15 protein-coding genes are annotated in these 14,971 nt (G+C 48.5%); 3 read left to right on the top strand and 12 right to left on the bottom strand.

Going from position 1 to position 14,971, the window contains the following annotated elements; all coding sequences use genetic code 11:
* Positions 1–27: 27 nt before the first annotated feature.
* The 4 genes from BMY78_RS27225 to BMY78_RS27240 are packed head-to-tail and all read right to left on the bottom strand — an operon-like array spanning position 28 to position 4,271.
* Positions 28–1,041 (bottom strand): DUF4340 domain-containing protein, encoded by a 1,014-nt coding sequence (locus BMY78_RS27225; protein WP_177185888.1) that lies wholly within the window; start codon positions 1,039–1,041, stop codon positions 28–30.
* Positions 1,038–2,432 carry a GldG family protein gene (locus tag BMY78_RS27230; RefSeq protein ID WP_090904433.1) on the bottom strand — a complete coding sequence of 465 codons (1,395 nt, stop codon included), beginning with the start codon at positions 2,430–2,432 and terminating at the stop codon, positions 1,038–1,040. Before BMY78_RS27230 ends, BMY78_RS27225 begins: the two co-directional genes overlap by 4 nt.
* A gap of 4 nt (positions 2,433–2,436) precedes the next feature.
* Positions 2,437–3,153 (bottom strand): ABC transporter permease subunit, encoded by a 717-nt coding sequence (locus BMY78_RS27235; protein WP_076290830.1) that lies wholly within the window; start codon positions 3,151–3,153, stop codon positions 2,437–2,439.
* A complete protein-coding gene (locus BMY78_RS27240) occupies positions 3,150–4,271 on the bottom strand; it encodes an ABC transporter ATP-binding protein (RefSeq protein ID WP_090904434.1) in 1,122 nt (373 codons plus the stop codon). Before BMY78_RS27240 ends, BMY78_RS27235 begins: the two co-directional genes overlap by 4 nt.
* 248 nt (positions 4,272–4,519) lie before the next feature.
* Between BMY78_RS27240 and BMY78_RS27245 the strand changes: the two genes are divergently transcribed.
* Entirely contained in the window at positions 4,520–5,593 is a 1,074-nt protein-coding gene (locus tag BMY78_RS27245; protein WP_177185890.1) for a glycosyltransferase family 4 protein, read from the top strand.
* 66 nt (positions 5,594–5,659) lie between these two features.
* On the opposite strand, the gene BMY78_RS27250 is transcribed toward BMY78_RS27245, so the two are convergent.
* Both BMY78_RS27250 and BMY78_RS27255 read right to left on the bottom strand, forming a co-directional pair.
* A complete protein-coding gene (locus BMY78_RS27250) occupies positions 5,660–7,147 on the bottom strand; it encodes a DHA2 family efflux MFS transporter permease subunit (protein ID WP_090904435.1) in 1,488 nt (495 codons plus the stop codon).
* A 262-nt stretch (positions 7,148–7,409) separates the two neighbouring features.
* Positions 7,410–7,757: a hypothetical protein gene (locus tag BMY78_RS27255; protein ID WP_090904436.1), complete on the bottom strand. Its 348-nt coding sequence runs from the start codon at positions 7,755–7,757 to the stop codon at positions 7,410–7,412.
* 187 nt (positions 7,758–7,944) lie between these two features.
* Between BMY78_RS27255 and BMY78_RS27260 the strand changes: the two genes are divergently transcribed.
* Both BMY78_RS27260 and BMY78_RS33005 read left to right on the top strand, forming a co-directional pair.
* Positions 7,945–9,183 (top strand): glycosyltransferase family 4 protein, encoded by a 1,239-nt coding sequence (locus BMY78_RS27260; RefSeq protein ID WP_090904437.1) that lies wholly within the window; start codon positions 7,945–7,947, stop codon positions 9,181–9,183.
* The gene (locus BMY78_RS33005; protein ID WP_177185891.1) at positions 9,180–9,353 is read left to right on the top strand and encodes a hypothetical protein; all 174 of its coding nucleotides are present in this window, start codon (positions 9,180–9,182) and stop codon (positions 9,351–9,353) included. The genes BMY78_RS27260 and BMY78_RS33005 overlap by 4 nt, the downstream gene beginning before the upstream one ends.
* 132 nt (positions 9,354–9,485) lie before the next feature.
* Here BMY78_RS33005 and BMY78_RS27265 read toward each other — a convergent pair whose 3' ends face one another.
* From BMY78_RS27265 to wecB, 6 genes are all read right to left on the bottom strand, one after another.
* Complete coding sequence (locus BMY78_RS27265; RefSeq protein ID WP_090904438.1) at positions 9,486–10,202, bottom strand: glycosyltransferase; 717 nt, start codon at positions 10,200–10,202, stop codon at positions 9,486–9,488.
* A gap of 231 nt (positions 10,203–10,433) precedes the next feature.
* Positions 10,434–11,150 (bottom strand): glycosyltransferase, encoded by a 717-nt coding sequence (locus BMY78_RS27270; RefSeq protein WP_090904439.1) that lies wholly within the window; start codon positions 11,148–11,150, stop codon positions 10,434–10,436.
* The gene (locus tag BMY78_RS27275) at positions 11,147–12,088 is read right to left on the bottom strand and encodes an NAD-dependent epimerase/dehydratase family protein (protein ID WP_090904440.1); all 942 of its coding nucleotides are present in this window, start codon (positions 12,086–12,088) and stop codon (positions 11,147–11,149) included. Before BMY78_RS27275 ends, BMY78_RS27270 begins: the two co-directional genes overlap by 4 nt.
* Complete coding sequence (locus tag BMY78_RS27280; protein ID WP_090904441.1) at positions 12,070–12,897, bottom strand: dTDP-4-dehydrorhamnose reductase family protein; 828 nt, start codon at positions 12,895–12,897, stop codon at positions 12,070–12,072. Before BMY78_RS27280 ends, BMY78_RS27275 begins: the two co-directional genes overlap by 19 nt.
* The gene (locus BMY78_RS27285; RefSeq protein ID WP_090904442.1) at positions 12,894–13,880 is read right to left on the bottom strand and encodes a polysaccharide biosynthesis protein; all 987 of its coding nucleotides are present in this window, start codon (positions 13,878–13,880) and stop codon (positions 12,894–12,896) included. Before BMY78_RS27285 ends, BMY78_RS27280 begins: the two co-directional genes overlap by 4 nt.
* Complete coding sequence (wecB, locus tag BMY78_RS27290) at positions 13,873–14,964, bottom strand: non-hydrolyzing UDP-N-acetylglucosamine 2-epimerase (protein WP_090904575.1); 1,092 nt, start codon at positions 14,962–14,964, stop codon at positions 13,873–13,875. Before wecB ends, BMY78_RS27285 begins: the two co-directional genes overlap by 8 nt.
* Positions 14,965–14,971 lie beyond the last annotated feature (7 nt).

The following is a 14,971-nucleotide window of genomic DNA, read 5'->3' on the forward strand; positions in this document are numbered from 1 at the left end:
TCATTATCATGTTGAAGGGCCACTCACTTACTTGGATGAGGAATTCGCATCAGCATCATCTTCACTCATAGAAGAGGTTGCGTCTGATTCTGATTTTTGGATGGAATTCGGAAATTGTTCAGCTTCCTTCAGACTAGCTGCATCCATCGGATAAGCCCACTGACCGTCTGGTGTGACTACCCAGATCTGATCCGGTTTCGATGGAATAGTAAGCCCCCTGTACACATCTGTAACAGCCTCTCCATTAACGATCTGCTCAACGGATAAAGTAAAGCGTGGCACAGTGCCTTTCAGTTCAGAGGCTTTGCGCACATCCTCAGCTGTGGACAGGTTTTTAATTTTGCCAATCAGCGATACAGCATCGGTAGCTTCAACCGCTTCACCATTAAGCGTCCACGTCTGCTCTGCCGCACCCTCCGCGGAGGAAGATTTGAGCATCCAGGTGGCTGCTTCACCTTCCCATTCCAGCGTAGTGACATTGGATTCATCCAGATTAAACGGAGTGGTATCCAGCAGATCCAGCCGTGATTTTTCTATATTGCTGATGGATTCCGTCTGTACTGCAACGACAGGCCCGGAGTCTACCCGCACATAACGAGCGTCATCTGCTGGCAGCTGGCCACCGATGCTCAATTTGATCTCACGGTTATCCTTTAATTGAATATCCAGAAGCGTTGCATCTGAACCCAATCCATACTTGTCGAGATCCTTCGGCTCTTCTTCTACAACCAGCTCCTGATCTGCACCACTTAAGGCATCAAGCCAGCTGCTAACCGTATACCCATTCAGAGGATAAGCCTTGGGTTCCACCATACGCCATACGCCATTCTTTAATTCCAATTGTGAAGATGAGGATGTTGAAGCACCTGATGTGTCTGTATGGTTATCATGAATCGTGATGGACTGAATATCGGCAGACTTAATCCCAAGTAACTTGACCTTCTCCGCTTCCTCTTCACGAAAATAATTTTGACTGGCCGCATAGACCCACCCGATAATCAAGACCAATAAGACTAGAATCGTTGGGACCCATTTTTTCATACGCGTCTGCGCCTCCACCATAAGAGTACACCTATCATAACAAAGATAAGCGGGAATGCGACAATCGCCACGAAGAAAATGGTTCTGGCTTGTTCACCATCCAAATACGCCGTTTGATAACCGGATTGTACCCGTGGCCGAATCGTTACCCCATCCTCTTTTCCACTTAAATAATTGACGGTATTCAGAATAAAATCCCGATTTCCGCCGTTCGCTATTTCCGAGTCCTGCATGAAAATGGATGAGCCCAGAATAACTGCCTTCGGTTTGCCATCCGTTGTATCCGCCGCATATCCAAGCTCAACCGGGCCTTGAACGTCCTGATCCGGATCGTTGGATGTTTCGTTCTGCAATAAACCTGCAATGTTTGTCTCGCCATAACTGTCATTGGATGAATGAATGAGCGGCGACAAGGTGTATTTATCCTGCTCTTTGCTTGTCAAAGCAATGGACAGGGATAACATCGGATACAGTTTGCTTTCTGACAGTTTATCCGTGATGGCATGGGAGCCATACTCTGGCACGACCCACAGTGGGCCCATTGTGCTGGCTTGCTGATTATCCACCATGACAGCATGCTCATCAACCACGCCATAATCCGTCATGAGTGCATCGATATTTTTCCAAGTCAATTTCATATCTTCGTGAAAACCGAGAGATAACAGCAATTTACCTCCGTTACTCAGATATGTCCGAATGGCCTTCAGTTCAGTATCACTAATATCCCGCTGTGGCCCAATAATCGCGAGAACGTCTGCATCTTCTGGAACCTGACCAGCCTGATTCAGCTGCAGTTCTTCTGTCGTGATATTATTCTGTTCCAAAGATGAGCGCAGCGTAGTCAGTTGATCCAGGCCAAGCTCCTCATGTCCTGTCAGAAAGACCATCTTGTGCATCTCCGTGGAAGACAGGTTCATTAGCGCTTGTGTCAATTTTTCCTCACCCGTGAACTGGTACGATCCATCGCTTCCATCCCCGACAGCCGTGAATAGACTGGCAATATCAATGACTTTATGCTGATCGCCCTGCTCCAATACAATGGAGCTGCCTGTGATGCCATATTTGGAGGCCAGCGCAGGCTCCTGCGTCAGATTGTATTGCTTCATCTTCAGTTTGCTGTTGCGCTTTGTATATTCCTGAACCATATCCGATACTTCGCGGTTCAAGACCGTATTATTCGCATTTTCGACGGTTAACACCAGAATGTTGACGTCTTCTTTTACGTTTTTGATCGCGGTAAGAGACTGATCTGACAAGGTGTATTGTTTATTCGAGGTCAGATCCAGTTGGAAGCCGCCAAGCGAATTCAGAAACAGGGTCAGCAAAATAAAGATGCCAACCACCGCTACAGACAGCACGGTACTGTTGGTATGACTCAACCATTTTTTCATCTTCTCACCTCCACCGCTTCCGTTCCACAATTTGAATGCTTAACAGCAGAAACACACCTGAGAGCGTCACGTAATACAATATATCTGGGCCACTAAGTACACCCTTCGTGAAGCTGTCAAACCGGTTCGTCAGCGCAAACGGGTCCAGCCATTGCTGTAACGCAGATCCAGAATTGCCTGCAAATGAATCAAGCATCCACAATACGAGCAAAATAATAAAACCGGCTACCGCAGACACCATTTGGTGCTGAGATAACGTGGAAGCAAACAGTCCAATCGCCATCATACTGCCGCCCAGGAAAAAGAGACCCAGTGCAGACAACCAGACGGATGTCAGATCCAGTTCACCAAAGAAGGACATAATAAACGGGTACACTAGACTGCACAGAATAAGTACAACAAGAATGGCGAGGGACGCCAAATATTTACCAAAAATAATCTCGGTCACCCGTGCAGGTGAAGTCAACAAAAGTTCGTCCGTTCCCTGCCGGAATTCCTCTGCCACCAGTCGCATCGTCAGCAACGGCACCACAAACAGCAGCATGGATAACGTGTCTCCCAGCACCAGGCGATAATCCACAATGCTTGGCTGGTAATAGACAAAGCTGGAGTAGAACAGCAAACTTGTCATCAGTACATATACGGCAAAAGCGAAATACGACGTCGGTGACAGGAAGTATGCCTGCAGTTCTTTATTGCAAACCGCCATCATTCGTCTCATTTGGAACCCTCCCCTGTGTGGGAATCAGCTGAAGCGCTCTCGGACTTAGTTGATTGCTTCAGATCTGAAGTGGTTCCCAAATTGGCCTCTTCACCTGTCGCCTGATTGGCGATCTGCACTTTATCAGTTTCAGTCTCCAGCGTTGCCAGTTCCGCTTCGGATTCCGTTTCCGTTGTGGTCAGCTTCAGGAAAATCTGTTCCAGACTGAGATTTTCTTTCTTCATTTCCAGGATCGGCAAGCCTGCACCAGACAAAAGGTAGAACAATTCTTCCCGGAAATCATCGGAAGATTCGCCGGTAAGCAGCATTTTAACCGTATGAGCAGAACCGGTGGATACCTGTCCATCCGCTGCTGGAATAACTTCGCTCCGTACCTTCTCCCAAGGTGTCAGCACATTATGTAATTGCTGCTCTGTTGCCTTCACTTCAATGGATACCTTGAACCGGTCCCCCATCGCGGAACCAAAATGCTGCGGTGAACCGTCCAATACGAGCTGTCCCTGGTTAATAATTAACATGCGATTACACAGCGCGCTCACTTCCGGCAAAATATGTGTACTGAGCAGCACTGTATGATTCTCACCCAGTTCACGGATCAAATCCCGTATCTCCATAATCTGATTCGGATCAAGACCTGAAGTCGGCTCATCCAACACGAGCAAATCCGGTTTGTGAATAATGGCTCCAGCCAGACCCAGACGCTGCTTGTACCCTTTGGACAGCCCGCGCACCAGTTGCTTTTCACGGCCTTGAAGACCCAGCCTGCTCACCATCTCACTGATCCGCAGTTTCACTTCACGTGTCGGAACATCCCTGAGATTAGCGACGAATTTCAGATACGACTGTACCGTCATATCTGGATAAAGCGGCGGTGTCTCTGGCAGATAACCGATCTTGGAACGGACGCTCCTGCCCTGATCGTGCACCGATATGCCATCCACTGAAATGGAGCCTGCTGTTGGATGCAAATAGCCCGTAATCATTCGCATCGTTGTGGTTTTCCCGGCACCATTCGGTCCCAAAAATCCAACAATCTCACCGCGCTCCATTGTGAAATCCAGTTGATGCACGCCGCGCCGTCCATCAAATACCTTGCTTACCTGTTTCACTTCGAGCACATCATTCATCCTTTCCCGTTAAAATACCCGTGTGCCATCATCGCTTTCTTCTGATGGTCAACACGGGAAGTTCCTTGTATCTTACGTGCTGTAGCCTAAATGCAGCTTAAGGTCACTTAAAAGAAAGCTTAAAAATATGTGTCTAAAATGTGAACAACACTTCATTCACCCACACCCTGGACTCTGGGGCAACGTACCTTAGAATACAGGAGCATAAGCACCTGCACAAAAGTCAGAGGGTGAACCGTGTGAAAGTACTATTCACATTTTTTGTTCCAAGCGGCGGTGTAGATACGTTAAACCGATTGCGTACAGCCGTTCTGCAACGCCATGGCATCGAAGCGCATGTATTGTATCTGAACCCTGGCTCGGGAATGCAGAACAATACCAGCACGCCGGTCTTCACCACTTCCAGTGATGAGGAAATTCACAGTTTGATTCATCATCATCGTTATGATGCCATTATTGTTACCTCCGATATTGCCATGCCGGGCAGATTAAGAGCCCTCGGGTATAAAGGACGCATTATCTATGAAGCACAGGGGCTTGGGACGCGTGAACAGGCTCTGGAAACCATCCAGATGGGAGTACCTTATCTGCAAGCCCACTGTGATGCAGCGGTCATCCCTCCAACGGATCATTTACTGGAGCTGTTCATCCATATGTGTCCATGGCTTCACCGGTTTGTCATTCCCAATATGCTGGATACCAATACCTTTGCCCCAGTTTCGGTGGATACCCCTCCCTATCCGGTACTTGCATGGGTCGGGAGGCTCGAACACAACAAAAACTGGCGGGAATATTTGACGATATCCAGGAAAATCATTAAAAAAATTCCGAAAGCCAGACTATGGTTGTTCCACGATCCCACCTTGGCCAATCCAGAGGACGAGGTCATGTTTCGACACATGCTTGCGGAGTACGGGCTTGAAGATCGGATTGGCATCTTTATCAATGTTCCCCATTCCCAGATGCCTACATTCTACTCCATGGTGGCTGCTTCCGGAGGAATCATGCTGTCGACTTCGCTGCTTGAAGGGTTTGGATACGCCGTTGCTGAAGCCATCAGCTGCGGCTGCCCGGTACTCAGTACCGATTCGGATGGCGTAAGGTCCTTTATTACACATAACCAAACGGGAAAATTCTATCCGATTGGCAATGTGAATACCGCTGTATCAGAAGCAGTAGACCTTATGCGCAACAAAAAGCTGCGGGAATATATTCGCATTCAGGGCAGACAGCATATGGCCATCTCCTTCTCCCCTGACCGATACGCTGCTTCATTTCGGGAAATGATGACAGCCTTGAGCATTTTCTTTTAAATAAAACAAAAAGGCAGTTCAGAAAGATGCTCTGAACTGCCTAAAAATTAAATCAGCTTATTAGAATCAGTGTCCCATCATCATTGCAGGATCAGGCTGATCCCCTGTTTGAAGGGACTCTTCCTCCATCCGTTTGGGTTTACGCAGGATCAGACTGAGCAGACATCCAAACAAGGCAATGCACGCTGCCAGGAAGAAGGTGTCGTTAAAACCAGCCACTAATCCATTCACCATACCTGCTGCATCAGTTGCTCCAGCTGTATTGCTTGCAATATGGGAGGTCAGGAATCCGGTCAAGCCGGCAACTGCAAAGGATACAACCACTTGCTGTGCAGCAGCAGTAAGCGGGGTAACCCGACCTACCAGCTTACGTGGAGCAGCATTCAGTACATGCGTATTGAGTGGCATCATGGAAAAGCCCATACCCAATCCCATCATGACCAGACTGAGAATGATCAGACCAAGACCCGTTTCCGCGGTAATCGAAGACAGAATAAACAAGGCACCCGAGATGATACCCAGACCCACGAAAGCCAGCGGTCTTGCACCGATTTTATCAAATAATCGTCCACCAAGTGGCATACCCACACCCGAAGCCAGCGCCTGCGGGAGCAAAATGAGTCCTGTTTCCAGTGCAGTGTAGCCTTTAATTTGTTGCAGATAAAGTGGGATCAAAATCATCGCCCCGAACAAAGCGACTTGTGATACCCATGCCAGAATAATACCCCGTGTGAAATCAGAGGATTTGAACACCCGAAGTTCCAACAGCGGATTCTTGTGACGAAGCTCAACGATAATGAACAGGATCAGCGCCACGCCTCCGACAATCACACCTGTCAGTGTTGTTGCAGACGTCCAGCTTGTTCCGCCTTCACTTACACCGTATGCGAGCATCGAGAATGCGATTGGTGCCAGAATCATACCGAGCAGATCAAGTGCAGGCGTGCGTCCACGATCCGTATCCGGCAGGAATTTGATACATAGAATAAACGCGGCAATACCAATCGGCAGATTGATCAGGAAGATCCAGTGCCAGCTGAGTGATTCAATGAACCAACCCGATAATACCGGACCCAGCGCAGGGGCCAACAGCATGGGAATCCCGAGCATACCCATGATAGAACCTCTTCTTTCAGGAGGAGCCAGACGGAATACCATCGCCATACCAATCGGAGCAACCATGCCTCCGCCAAGTCCCTGGATGATACGGTAAATAATCAATTGTTCAGGAGATTGCGCGATCGAACATAATACTGAACCCAGAGTAAACATCGCGATCGTGAACAGAAATACTCTTTTGGCACCGAATCGGTCGGTCAACCATCCCGCCAGCGGAATAACGGCTGACAAAGCCAACGTGTATCCTGTAACCGTCCATTGAATGGTCTTCAGATCGGTCTCAAAATATTGAACCAGATTCGGAATCGCCACGTTGACCACCGTGCTGTCCAAGATGACCATAATCATCCCGACGATAATAGCCAGTAGCGGCAGAATAATCGTTTTAATCGAAAACTCCGCCGGGTTCTGAGGCACTGCTGTTTGTTGTTTCACTCTCTCCACTCTCTTTTCCGGCCTGGAGGCACTATCTATATATCCGCCTCTCCAGCGGCCTTATATTCACGACGTTTCAAACTTTTGTTTTAAACCGTCGTTTTAAACTCTTGTTTGAGCATAGGTTAATTCTAATGAAAATACCTTTGCTGTCAAGCTATTTTTTTGTTGGAAAACAGATCACGTATGTAAGACAAAAAATGGACCAGGTCTTCTCCTGCTCCACTTTTTGGTTAATCGCTCCTCATTATGGTGATCCTTTTTAATCTGCCAATTTGATCATCTGATGCTCCGAAAGTATACCCAGAGTCTGGCCTTGGTCACTTCTGCAGTACATGCGAATAATCAGATGATTGGGTGCAGAACTGTTGCTAATGATGCGCAGTTCGCACGGATCGGATGAGACCGTGAGATTATGAATAATGTGATTTCCCGTATCCGCCCCAATCCGACAAAAATAGCGATACAGCTCCCCTCGCGTGTGACTGATTCCCCCGACAAATATATCCACATCGTCATTCCCCACAAATGCCAATTCAATGTCCATATATCTCACCGGAACAACGGTTTGCAGCAGCTTTTCGTGAATCTCCAGCACATATGCGGCCACGGTATATCCCTCCTGTAGAGCAGTGTTGAACCTTACTCTAGATATGGTATGCCTGCTCTCGTCCATTGCTATTTGCAATCACCCATTTTAATCAATTCCACGGAAATGCCCACCCTTTCGTCTGCCTTTTTTCATAGACTAACAGGATAGAAGATCGGCCTGTGCAGGCCGTGACAAGGAGGTAACTATGAGAGTTCTGCTCGTGACCTATTGGGAGCTTACACAGATGGGTGGAATATGGACATATGTGAAACAGCTGGCTGACAGGCTAATGGCTCTTGGCGTAGAGGTGGATATTATGGGCACCAACGGAGCCAAAAATGAAGTGTACATTCGCAATCTCAATCGTTCTTTCTCCAAAGATAAGGTATGGCCCATGCTTCAAGCCAAACTTAATCCGACAGATTTGCCCCAGTTCACTGCCGATTCTCTCGTGGCTTATTATGAATTGAACAGGTATGCCTTTGAAATGGGAGCCGCCTATCTGGGCGTTGACCATTACGATGTCATCCATGCGCAAGATCCGGTAGCAGCCGTCGCGATGAGACGTATTTTAAACCGCAACACACCAATGGTAACCAGTTACCACGGAGCACTTGCGCGCGAAACTTTCTATGATGCTCAAAACACTGACCCGCAACTTACTCTAACTGCTTATTTACAATCCACACGCGGTCGTTACTTCACCTCTTTGGAAGAGCGTAGCGCTGCACAATCGGAGCTCATCTTGGTTTCCAGCCATTGGATTAAAAGCACACTGACCGAACTCCATGTTCCTGAGTGGAAATTCCGCTTGATTCCGTATGCTATTGATCTGCCAGCCTACCGCGCTCAAGCAGCGGTCAAGTTTCGTCAGCGTAAGCCAGCAGGCAAAAAAGTAATTGCTTATACAGGAAGGCTAGAGTATATCAAGGGAGTACACGTATTGATTAACGCGCTCTCCAGTCTGAAGAAAATCCGTTCGGATTGGGTCTGTTGGATTGCTGGTGAAGGGAATCTAAAAAATGAATTGTATGTGCAGGCCATGAAGGCAGGTATAGATTCTGATATCGTATTCTGGGGCAAACTGGCGAACATACCTTCGTTCCTGCGCCATGCCGACATTTATGTACAGCCCAGCTTACAGGATACGCAGCCCTTCTCCGTCACAGAGGCGCAACTTGCCGGACTGCCTGTCATTGTAAGCGGTACGGCAGGTATGCCCGAGATGGTCCAGCCTGAACATACCGGCTGGGTCGTGCCACCACAGGATGCAGAATCACTTGGCGCATTGTTAAATGCTCTTTTGCAAGATAAAGCCACCCGTACAAAGGTAGGCGCAGCAGCCAAAGCTTGGGCTGAGCAACATCGTTCGCTGGAAGAGATGGGATTGCGTACACTGCATGTCTACCAGGAAGCCATTCAGTTGGGAGGTCAGAGAATATGACATTACTTGTCCCCAGTGATTTGTATAATCGTTGGTTCTCCACCCCTGTGTCTACAACGCATATCGAGGTGGATTACGCTGTAATGAACGAATTAATGAGGAAGCTGCCCAAAGGGTATGTTTTCCCTGATCCGGCAACCATGCACGTTCTCACATCTGAGAAAAATTAGAGTCAATTAACTTAACAAACAAAATAAACAAGAGGATATTCGTTCGTGCCGCACTCCCTTAACGGCAACCGAATACCCTCTTTTTTGCGGCGGTTCATTGTCTATCATTCGCGCTTCCAAGACTTCTAGCCTCTACTTCCAGTAACCACCAACCTGCAGCAGATTGAGCAATATGGGCCGATGCTTAGCCTGGACAAGTTCCATCTCAGCTTTCAAAGCTTTGAAGTGTTTCTTGGTTCCCATCGATTCATGAACCCGATAACACATCAGAGGCTCATCGTAATAGAACAACTCATAGAGTGGAAAAAGACGAAGCCACATCTCATAGTCATGCGTGTAGCGAAATTCGGTGTCAAACATGCCGAACTTTCGAAATGCATCCATCTCAAGCATCACGGTGCAACCATTTATTGGGCAGCCTTCGGTCAGCACCTGAAGCATCTCCAGACGACTCCCTACTTCTGGTCTCACCGTGTCCATCCATTCGCTGTTCGCATCTACATAATGATAAGCCCCGTGACAGAACGAAGCCTTAACGTCAAGCATGAACTTCAGTTGTTTCTCTACCCGGTCCAGCAACATCACATCATCGGAGCTGAGCCAGACAAAGTAATCACCTGTCGCTCGCTTGATTCCCTCGTTTAACGCGGTTGCCGTTCCACCATTCTTTTTTCGAATATAGCGAATGCGATCCATGAATGGTTGAAGCCGCTCCACATGCTTCTTAGAGCCATCATCCACCACAATGACCTCAATATGCGGATACGTCTGGTGAATGGCGCTGTGCACAGCCTGATCAATGTACGCGCAATTATAAAAAGGAATGACAATTGATACTTTCGGCTCCATCCGGTCCTCCCCTTTCTCCGCGTGAATAATACCATTCTCCCTATTATATGAGGATTGCTTCTTGAGGTATCAGGCATCTGCTGCATAGCGACGTATAAATTACGCACATGGAGTATTTTGCATCAATCCAAAAAGCGGCTTTCAATCAGTAAGATCTAGATCGAAATGCTTATAAATAAAGAGGGCGTTATTCGGCCAGCTCGCGGCCTCCATAACCCCCACCAAAGTTCTTTACCCTCCCATGGCAGCGATCCGCTGCAACAAGGGCTCCCGATATCTGGACCATACCATGGAGGCCTCCCGGCCGATGGCATCCGAATGGCGTAACGTGCCCATTCCCCCATGCCGTCGATATGCCGTAAGCGATTCGTTCAGATATGGAAAACGGTGACCGTTCAGCAGAATACGCATCCATAGATCCAAATCATGCGTATAAGGCAACAGTTCATTAAACAAGCCCACTCCACTAAAGAGATCCTTGCGAATCATCACAGTACAGCCGTTCACCGGATTGCCGTATACGAAGAGGCGCAGCCAATCCGGTTCGGCCATCGGTTCTGCTCCCCCGTTTAACTTGGTCACCGCTGAGTGCTCATTAATGTAATTAAAGTTGGTATGTGAGATAAGCACATTCTCCCGTTGCATAAATTCAACCTGATGACGAATCTTATCCGGATATAAGAGGTCATCTGAACTCAGCCAGGCGATGTAGTCCCCGGAGGCATGACGGATGCCATGATTCAGAGCCGAAGCTGTGCCGCCATTACTTTTGCCAAGAACATAAATGTAGGGACGATAAGGCTTAAGCAGCTCTTCATACCGGGTAGATCCATCATTGACGATAATGATCTCCACATCGGTATATGTCTGGTTCAGTGCACTCTGGATCGCTTGAGGTACATAGGGATCATTGTAAAACGGAATGACAATGGACACGCTCGGATTCATGTAGTCGCCCTCCCCTGCTGAGTACGAACATCGCTCAGAATATCTCGAAGAGATTGGGTAAATGGAATCAGCGGCTGCCAGCCCAACTTGCGCAGTGCCGATAACTCCTCCTGATTTCTAGCCCCGTCCGGACCGGAAGAAGCTCCGTCCCAGCGTACCGGCACCTCCGCTTCGGTCATGGTTAGCAGCGTATCCGCAATTTCTCCGAGACTGCGCTCCGTGCCCGATACAACCGGATATACGTTTCCCGTTGTGCCTTGAACAAGCAAGGTTGCATAGGCCCGGACTGCGTCCCGCACATCTAGAAAATCACGGGTATTATCCCGGCCGGATAGACGAAAGGCCTCCGTCTTCCCCTGATGTTCACAAGCAACAATATGACGTGCCAGCAGCGAACATATGCCCGTTGAAGGGCCAGCCCCGATCAGATTTCCCGGCTCGGCCAGCATAATCTGCTGTCCAAACAGAGACATCCACGATAGAGATACCATTTCCTCTAATGCTTTGCTGAGACTATAGGGGTGCGGAGGCTGCGGTGGCCGACCGGGTTCGGGAGTATACTTTAATCGGGAACCCACAATAACGGTCCGTGCCGCCGGACAGCTTCTTAATGCATCCAGCAAATACAGAACAGCCATCACATTGGTTTCAAGCACCAGCAGCGGATCGGACCACGAATCAGGCACGGAATTTTTGCCTGCAAGATGCAGCACATAATCCGGTTTCACCTCTTCAATCAGATGACGGACTTGCTGTTTATCATTAAGATCACAGACATGTACAGCCACGCCATCGCCAAACGAATGTATACCTGCCCGCCTGACCACTGCTGCAACCGCCGCACCGACTGTCTTGAAATAAGCAACCGCATGCCGTCCAGTGAAGCCAGAAGCACCTGTGATCAGTACTTTTTTGCCTGTTAGCTCTGCTCCATCCATAATGCCAGCTCCTTCAGCATCGTAGAATAATCCGGAAGGTCTGTCTTCACATCCTCACGTGTGGAAACTAACGTGCGATCCTGCACAACGCTATCATCAGGTACAACAACAACATCCTGTTTATTCCATGTCTGTTTGAACAGCACAAGCAGATCATGCTTGCTTACAGGCACCGGATGAGCCAGATGGATTAGACCACTGACTGGCGATGCCAGATAATGATCTACCCATTTGGCCAGTTCAAGGGTAGTTACTCCATTCCAGAAGACGCGTGTATACCCGCCAACCTCACCTGTGCAGGACATGAACCAATGCATCAGACCAATGCCGCCTTTCCGAATTTCGGGTCCTATAATGGACGTACGGATCGTCAGATGCCCGGCATCATGGACTTCACCGAGTGCTTTCGTGATTGCATAGGCCGATGTTCCATCGGTAACATCATCCTCCCGGTACGCCCCCCGGTCCCCACTAAACACACAATCTGTACTGATGTGAATCAAACGTGCACCGATCGTGTCAGCGACCCGCCGCAAACGATGCGGCAGAAATCCATTAATATGATAAGCGGTAATTTTGTCTTCATCTGCAAAGCTGTTCAAAACACCCACCGCGTTAACGATGACATCCGGGTGCACCGCCTCCACCAGACGGTCGACCATAAAGCAATCATTTACATCCAGCAATAGACCGTTAGGATCAGACACATCCCGGGTAGTATAGAAGACGCTGTGAACGCCTTGACGGCGGAAATAGTCGACCAAAATATGGCCGGCCATTCCGTTTCCCCCAAGTATCATCAACTTCATGACAGAAATCCTCCACGTTTCAGAATGTCACGAATCTCCTGTTTGTTCATTAGCTGATGCTCGGAACTGAAGCTGCTGAAGGATACTGGAGGACAGTTCGTATAATGCTCCTTCAACCCCGGTATGCCGAGTGTAGGCAAAATCACCAAGTATTGCTCATCGTATACCACTGTGGTCATACTCTCGAATTCACTCATCAGAATCTCGTGAATCTTCTCGCCAGGCCGAGTGCCACGCTCCACAATGGAGACATTCTCTACACCCGAATCCTCAATCAGTACTTCTGCCAGGTCTACGATTTTGCACGTTGGCATCGTCATGACAAAAATCTCACCACCGACACTTTCCACCGAAGCTTTGAACAGCAATGTGATCGCATCTTTCAGCGTGAGAAAGAATCGAGTCATTTTCATATCCGTGATGGACACTTGACCTTTGGATCGAATCTGATTTTTGAATAAGTGTACAACACTGCCGTTTGTTCCAAGTACATTCCCACCACGTACGGTTACAAACCGCGTATTGCTATGAAGCAAATTGGCATATACGATCAACTTCTCACCAATCGCTTTCGTCATGCCATAGAAGTTGGATGGATTGGCAGCCTTGTCGGTTGAGATATATATGACCTTTTCCACCTGATTTTCAATCGCAGCCTCGATGACATTCTGTGTGCCGATCACATTGGTTTTGAGAGCTTCATACGGTTGATCTTCACACACCGGCACATGCTTGAGCGCTGCGAGATGAAATACATAATCCACATGCTGACATGCAACGGTTAAGGCATCCTTGTCTCGAATATCACCAATGCGAAAATGAAGACGCGGGTCCTCGAATTCACGACTCATTGCCACCTGGCTGGACTCATTCCGGGAGTAAACAATAATCTCCTTAGGCTGCTGGGGCAGCAGTTGAGCCACAAGTTCATAACCCCATGATCCCGTACCGCCAGTCACGAGTATACGCTTATTTTCAAACATGCAATTTCCCTCCAAGCAGAAATTTGACCACTTTACTGGATACATCGGTTGCTTTGTAGCCTTGTGGACAATCCCAGTCGTTTGACATTTCGATCATGACTTTCACACAGCCCGCAATACGCTCCGCATCCAAACCTGAGACCACGTTGCTGCCGCAATCCACCGTCTCCGGTCGCTCTGTCGTGCGACGCATGGTTACCGTAGGCACCCCCATGATGCAGCACTCCTCCTGTACGGTACCACTGTCCGTAAGTGCACAGCGTGCATGTCGTTCCAGCATCACGAAGTCGAAAAAACCGAATGGTTCGTGAAATTCCACCAGCGGGTGCATCTCCAGTTGCAGATGCTCGGCGATTCGAATAGCCGTTCGAGGGTGAATGCTGCATATGACTCGCATGGCATGTTCTTCAGCAACCTGGTTCAAGCCTTTCATGATTTCCAGCAAATGAGGAGGATGATCCACATTCTCCGCCCGATGGGCCGTTACCAAAAAATATTGCCCGGACTTCAGCTTCAATTTCTTCAGTATTTTGCTGGAATTCACCTGTGCGTCGTAGTGACGCATTACTTCATAGATCGGGTTGCCTGTCAGCACAATTCGGCGACTGGGCACCCCTTCATTAACCAGATGTTTCTTACTCTGTTCGGTGTACGGCATGTTAATCGTGGAAATGGCGTCGATAACCCTGCGATTTTTCTCTTCGGGCACATCCAGGTCAAAGCATCGATTGCCTGCTTCCATATGAATGACGGGTATGCCCATCCGTTCAGCCAGAACAGCACATAATGCACTGTTCGTATCACCGAGCAGCAGCACTTTATCCGGTTTCTCCTGATTTAATAAATCCTCCATTTGCGTAAACATCGAGGATAACTGTCGACCTAACGAGGCCGCTTCATCCTGAAGGACGTAGTCCGGCGCCCGCAAGCCCATTTCCTTGAAGAAAAGACCGCTGAGACTTTCCGTGAAGTTCTGTCCCGTGTGTACCAGAATATGTTTGGACGCGTACTGGTCCAGCTTGGAAATGATCAGACTGAGCCGTATAATTTCAGGTCGCGTACCCAGCACCGTCATGATCTTCATCGTAATC

Origin of the sequence: Paenibacillus sp. OK076, from assembly GCF_900110055.1 — a bacterium.
Lineage (GTDB): Bacteria > Bacillota > Bacilli > Paenibacillales > Paenibacillaceae > Paenibacillus.